Consider the following 5,185-nt stretch of genomic DNA (forward strand, 5'->3'; position numbering starts at 1 on the left):
TAACGTGTCGTCTCCGTCGGCCAATGATTGCAGATATTTCCTCATACGCACAAATTACCAGATTCGCATTGGGACTGCGAAGTCGCGCCGCTTCACAAGTCTGACCCAGCAGGCCATTCACGCCCCGCTCGAATCGACAGGTTCATATGGGCGACGCACTTCCCCGGAACACGACCTGGAAGTGAGGCAACGTTCTTACCCAGATGCCGAGACTTCTCACAAGATCGCGGTCTTCTACCGTACCATCTCAATGGCTCCGAAGAAGGGTTGAGCGGGGGAGATCGCTCGATATCAGGGTGGAAGTTTGTCAGACTTCTTCCTGTATTTCGTCGCTGTGGAATCGGACATCGATCAGGGTTGTCACTCCATTTCCCGTTTTGGGACCATGCCCCTTTCGAAAATGGATCCGCCAGACCACTTCACCCGAGAGATCCTCGATGCCTTCCTGGGAAGGAGCGAATGTTTCAAAGTCTTCCCTAGGAGCCAACAGTCGACCCGTTTCGTGACCGGCGATCCGCCACTCACTCTCTGCGGGGAGACGGTCGAAATGGTAGTAGCGACGTCCTTCTTTCAATTTCTGGTCGCTGGCTGGAAAAATGACGTTGAACGCCAGGACGGAGTCAGCCTCAAGTCTGAAATACATCAGCGTCGGATCGAGAGGCCTGATCGACTGGTGGGGCGAGACGTTCTCGAATCGAAACCAAAGTTTCAGCACGGGATCGGAAGGACTGCGAACCAGTACTTCGTTACCAGTGTAGTGCGAAAAATTGATCGGACCGCGACTGACTCGCAGAGGGGTCACCACGATGTCGCCATATCTGCGCGACTGGCCCAGCCGCAATTCATGCCCCGCTGGCAGATCGTTTTCGGGTAAGGGCACAGCGACCGTTCCACCCGATTGCTGCACGCTCAGAAGGTCTGGGAGACTTTCAAGTTGATGGGGTTTGCGAAAAAAAATCTGATAAATGACATAGATCGTGAGCAGGCTCGCGTAACTTGCGACAACGACCAGCCAGAACGCCAGTCGCGACTGTTGAGACTCTGTCGGATTGGCTCCAGTTTCTTTCCTGGTGACCGTCGCTTTGGACGCTGGACGAGGAGTTACTCTGTCTAACGAACGAATCTCCGTAACGGCAGGACTCCACACCGCATCTGAGGTTACGCCGGCCGTTTCGACGGCTTCCGACGGAGGGAACTCTTGTGGCTCACCAACACTGAATAGTCCCAGCGGAACCGCCGCGGAGTTGCCACCTGCCAATTCCTCGCCGCACTTGGGGCAGTTTCCGACGATGTCGTCCGTTTCGATGAGGAAAGCTTCCTGGCACCGTTCGCATCTCACTTCCCGGGCCATGAAACTCCCCTGATCGATAAGCATGTCAACTGGGTTGCGTGCGAGGTGGTTCGTTGATCAGCCTCCCCGCTAATTCGTACCAGGGAATTGTGACGGTCTGTCCGTCCCGTTGCAATTCGCTTTTTGCCCCGTGGGTTACGATACCAAGCACGGGAACCTCTCCTCGGCGCGATATCTCCTCTGCATTGGTTTGACTGGATAAATCGCCGTCTGCCGGGGTCGGTTGATTGAGGACCACCCCAGCCACGGCGAGTCCTCGTGCGCGAATCGCTTCGATGGTCAACAGAGTATGGTTGATCGTTCCCAGACCGCTGCGTGAAACGACCAGGATCGGAACTCTCAGCTCCTTTGCCAGATCTGCGACCGATTGCGACTCTGTCAGAGGCGAAAGCCATCCACCCGCCCCTTCGATGAGCACAATCTCGGAACCATGGAAGCCGTAGGCCCCCAGGACCGCAGCGTCGAAATCGACAGTCGTTCCTTCGAGTCTTGCCGCAACCGGCGGAGCGAGCGGTGCAACGAATCTTTGAGGGCACACGATCGATTCCGGCCAGACCCGGTCCGTCGCGTTGCTCAATCGTTCGATGTCTTCCCAAAGTAACTTTGAACTTGTAACAGCTCCCGTAAATGACTGTGTCGTGCGATCCGTGCCCGAAAGAGCTGGCTGAACGGCGATCGCACCTGAACAGACCGGCTTGTAGGCGGCTGTGCGACGTCCGTGGGAAATCAATTGACGAGCGATGATGCAGGTCACATGTGTCTTCCCCACGCTGGTGTCAGTCCCAGTGATGAAGAGACCGCGAGGCGAGTTCGGGCGCGGTATGGCGTCAGTCATAAACATTCAATCGAAGCGGGTCTCGGGAACACGTTTTTCTCAAGTTCCCCCGCGCCGGGTTCCCGCCGACACGCGGTTGCAAACGGAAGTTACCCCGCCCTTGTAAATTCTTCCAGAACTGGTCTTGACGGAAATGGCAAATTCCAGTTGGCCTCTGGGCGTTTTCACGAGGAAACCGCCTGTTTTCATGCGATTGAACGGAATCCGCGAATAATTATGCGCATGAAATTTCGATCTGGCATCGCGGTTGCATTACACACCTCACATCAGGTTGGTCAGTGTCGATCACCTGACACTTACACTGCGTCGAATCTGAGACAGATTCGTTATTCAAAGGACTGTGAATTATGCTCGTACTCACGCGAAAGAAATCAGAATCGATCTCGATCGGAAACGATGTTGTCATCACCATCACGCAAATCGGTTCGGGCAAAGTAAAGCTGGGAATTGTTGCCCCTGATCACATTAGGATTCGTCGCTCTGAACTCGTGCGATTCGAAACCGAGCCCGTCGACGGATCGACTGAAGATTCGAAAGCGAGCACCGATGCCAATGACGCGGTTACGGAAATTGTCGTAGCGGAAGAAACCGCCACCGAGTGCCCCGTCGATTTCAGCACAGAGTACGCGGCGGAAATCGAAGATCAAATGTACTGCGTTCTCGCGTGAACTTGCCGAAGACCGCTGAAGGCGGTCGTGTTCTGAAAGGTGAGTCTCTGCCCACTTTGCAGAGCAGGACTCAAGAAGCATCTTGCCATTCGGGACTCATGACAGTATCCGCTGGTAGGGTCGCTAGCTCATTGCTTCAAACTCGTCATACGTCATTGACTCGCGCAACTTCGAAATGGAGTTGATTGCAATCTGCCGGACGCGTTCTTTGCTCAGCCCCGTCTGTTCGGCGATGTCTGCCAGGCTTTGACCAGCCGGTTGACCATTCAGTGCGAAGCGGGCTGTCAAAATCTGTCTCTCGCGATCTGAAAGGCTCTGCAGGAGCCGATTGACCGTTGTGACACGTAGGTCATGAGTGGTCTCATCCGTAGTGGGCAATGTTCGCCAGTCGGGAAGATTCTCCAATGAGGGAGCATCTTCACCGGGCTCAATCTCGGTGCTGAAGCGACTCCGTTTGAGCGAACGCAACATCTGATTGCGAATGGCCCATGTTGCGTAAGTACTGAAGCGGTTCCCCAGACCGATATCAAATAATTCCACGGACCGAATCAGGGGAACCATCCCTTCACTGATCAGATCGCCCATCAAATCCAGGGAATTTGTGAGCTTCTTGGCCAACGCGACAATCAGTCGCACGTTTCCTTGCACAATTCGGTTACGAACTTCCACGGCTGCATCCAGATCCGACTCAATCTGTTCAACCAGAGAAAGGTCAGGGCGTCTCAGATCAAGCCGCCGCCGATTCCGCTCTGCTCGAAACTTGAGGAAGTTCATCTCCTTAAACCAGCACTTCTCTTCTTCGGGCGAGAGCAGTGGCGCATCGACCAGGCCGGAAACGAAAACGATTCCCACTTTCCCACTGGCTCCTCCAGCGGACGTTTTGGCTGCTGGGGGGCAGGAGCTTTGTATTGCAATTTCGGCTCGAGGGGAGTCGAAATCGGGGTGAGGCACGAATTCAATGGACCGCTCCATCAGCTGTCGGATCCGCTCGATCAGTTCTGGAGAGACGGATTTCGGGCGCACCCGCGGTGAGATTTTCTGAACATTCCTGATCACCTCACGCCGAGGTTTCGTGACAGGCTTGGAGACACAGCGCGACCGAGACATGAGACAATGACCTCCGGTTGATATCGCGATACAGAGCTCATCTGCACCGCATTTTCACTGATAAGCAAGCGCCTATGATCGAAAATGAGAAAGGTGAACGGTCTCTCGCTCGCATTCTGCGGTTTGCGACGCCGTCCCCCCGGCTCAATCAGCCAACCGGTGAGTCTCTGCGAAATTAACTCAAGCGCTCCGCGGAAAATTCGAAGCTCGGCTTTCGGGAATGACCGACGCTCGCGGAATCATTGTTTCACACGCCTGACAAGGCCAATTGGCCTGCTCACGCTGCGATCGAATGCCCTGCGTTCTGAAACGAACGCGTGCCCTCTGCTCGATTTGTTTTACAAAGCGGCAGATCGATCGGTTCTGTTGCAAAACACCTGAAGCTCCAGAAAATCGCGATGTGCCGAAGGAGGCCGGGATAAAAACAAAATTTCCACGAACGCCAACGCTTGACTGATTTCGAAGTCCCTGATACCGTTCCGCACCGCAGTGCCGAACAAAAAAACTGCGAAAAGAAATGAAGTTACCGACTCAATCTGCCGATTGAAACGGCACCTTCAATTCCAACGAGGGGGATTAGCTCAGTTGGGAGAGCGCTTGCATGGCATGCAAGAGGTCAGCGGTTCGACCCCGCTATCCTCCACTGAAAACGCCTTAAGCCTTTAATGGTTTAAGGCGTTTTTTTATTGGTGGGCCAAGTCTGCCAGAGACCATTTCGGGTCAGCATGCTGGTGCAGACTGTCAACGCGTTCGCGATACCGCGACGCTGATTTATGGCCGTGGGACGATCTGGCCGAAGTTTGTAGCTCTGGTGATTCTTCCTTTTCCCGCTTGGTAAAACTTCTCCCCTCGGGGCTCAGCCAACGACTGTTTCCTCAGGCTGATGCACGAGGACATTACTCAGAGGGGAGCCCGAATCAAGAATTTGACGTTTGATCCGTGACGGGATTCGAACCACGTGGGGATGGATTCAATTGTTGCAGCGGCCGTGGCGGTCACCGCAATTCGAAAAGAGTTCAGCTGGTGCGCAGTTGGCGTCGACCCGATTCAGGTCAGAAGGCTCAGGCCTGTAATAGCTGAAGAAAAAATACGCCCGAAGGGATTCGAACCCCTGACCCACGGATTAGAAATCCGTTGCTCTATCCAGCTGAGCTACGGGCGCAAGTCGCGATTTTATAGATACTTATGGCTCAGTCGCAAACCCTCAAAAAACTACGTTGACAC

Annotated in this window: 4 protein-coding genes and 2 tRNA genes; 2 read left to right on the top strand and 4 right to left on the bottom strand. The window is 54.3% G+C overall.

All coding sequences use genetic code 11. The annotated features are described in order from the left end of the window. Positions 1-307: 307 nt before the first annotated feature. The gene (locus VGE80_RS22390; protein WP_440594191.1) at positions 308-1,351 is read right to left on the bottom strand and encodes a hypothetical protein; all 1,044 of its coding nucleotides are present in this window, start codon (positions 1,349-1,351) and stop codon (positions 308-310) included. A 25-nt stretch (positions 1,352-1,376) separates the two neighbouring features. Then, a complete protein-coding gene (bioD, locus tag VGE80_RS22395; RefSeq protein WP_373651613.1) occupies positions 1,377-2,186 on the bottom strand; it encodes a dethiobiotin synthase in 810 nt (269 codons plus the stop codon). Positions 2,187-2,533: 347 nt separating this feature from the next. On the opposite strand from bioD, the gene VGE80_RS22400 reads away from it, so the two are divergent. Beyond that, entirely contained in the window at positions 2,534-2,854 is a 321-nt protein-coding gene (locus VGE80_RS22400; RefSeq protein WP_373651614.1) for a carbon storage regulator, read from the top strand. Between the two features lie 123 nt (positions 2,855-2,977). Here the strand turns inward: VGE80_RS22400 and VGE80_RS22405 are convergent, their stop codons facing one another. Then, complete coding sequence (locus tag VGE80_RS22405) at positions 2,978-3,706, bottom strand: sigma-70 family RNA polymerase sigma factor (protein ID WP_440594192.1); 729 nt, start codon at positions 3,704-3,706, stop codon at positions 2,978-2,980. Between the two features lie 825 nt (positions 3,707-4,531). On the opposite strand from VGE80_RS22405, the gene VGE80_RS22410 reads away from it, so the two are divergent. Continuing rightward, positions 4,532-4,604 (top strand) — tRNA-Ala (locus VGE80_RS22410). Positions 4,605-5,049: 445 nt separating this feature from the next. Here VGE80_RS22410 and VGE80_RS22415 read toward each other — a convergent pair. Next, positions 5,050-5,123 (bottom strand) — tRNA-Arg (locus VGE80_RS22415). Positions 5,124-5,185: the final 62 nt, after the last annotated feature.

It is taken from the genome of Schlesneria sp. (genome assembly GCF_036405755.1).
GTDB lineage: Bacteria > Planctomycetota > Planctomycetia > Planctomycetales > Planctomycetaceae > Schlesneria > Schlesneria sphaerica.

Bases quoted from the DNA above. Each gene is read 5' to 3' on its own strand.
- VGE80_RS22390 (WP_440594191.1), bottom strand. From the start codon at position 1,351: ATGGCCCGGGAAGTGAGATGCGAACGGTGCCAGGAAGCTTTCCTCATC.
- bioD (WP_373651613.1), bottom strand. From the start codon at position 2,186: ATGACTGACGCCATACCGCGCCCGAACTCGCCTCGCGGTCTCTTCATC.
- VGE80_RS22400 (WP_373651614.1), top strand. From the start codon at position 2,534: ATGCTCGTACTCACGCGAAAGAAATCAGAATCGATCTCGATCGGAAAC.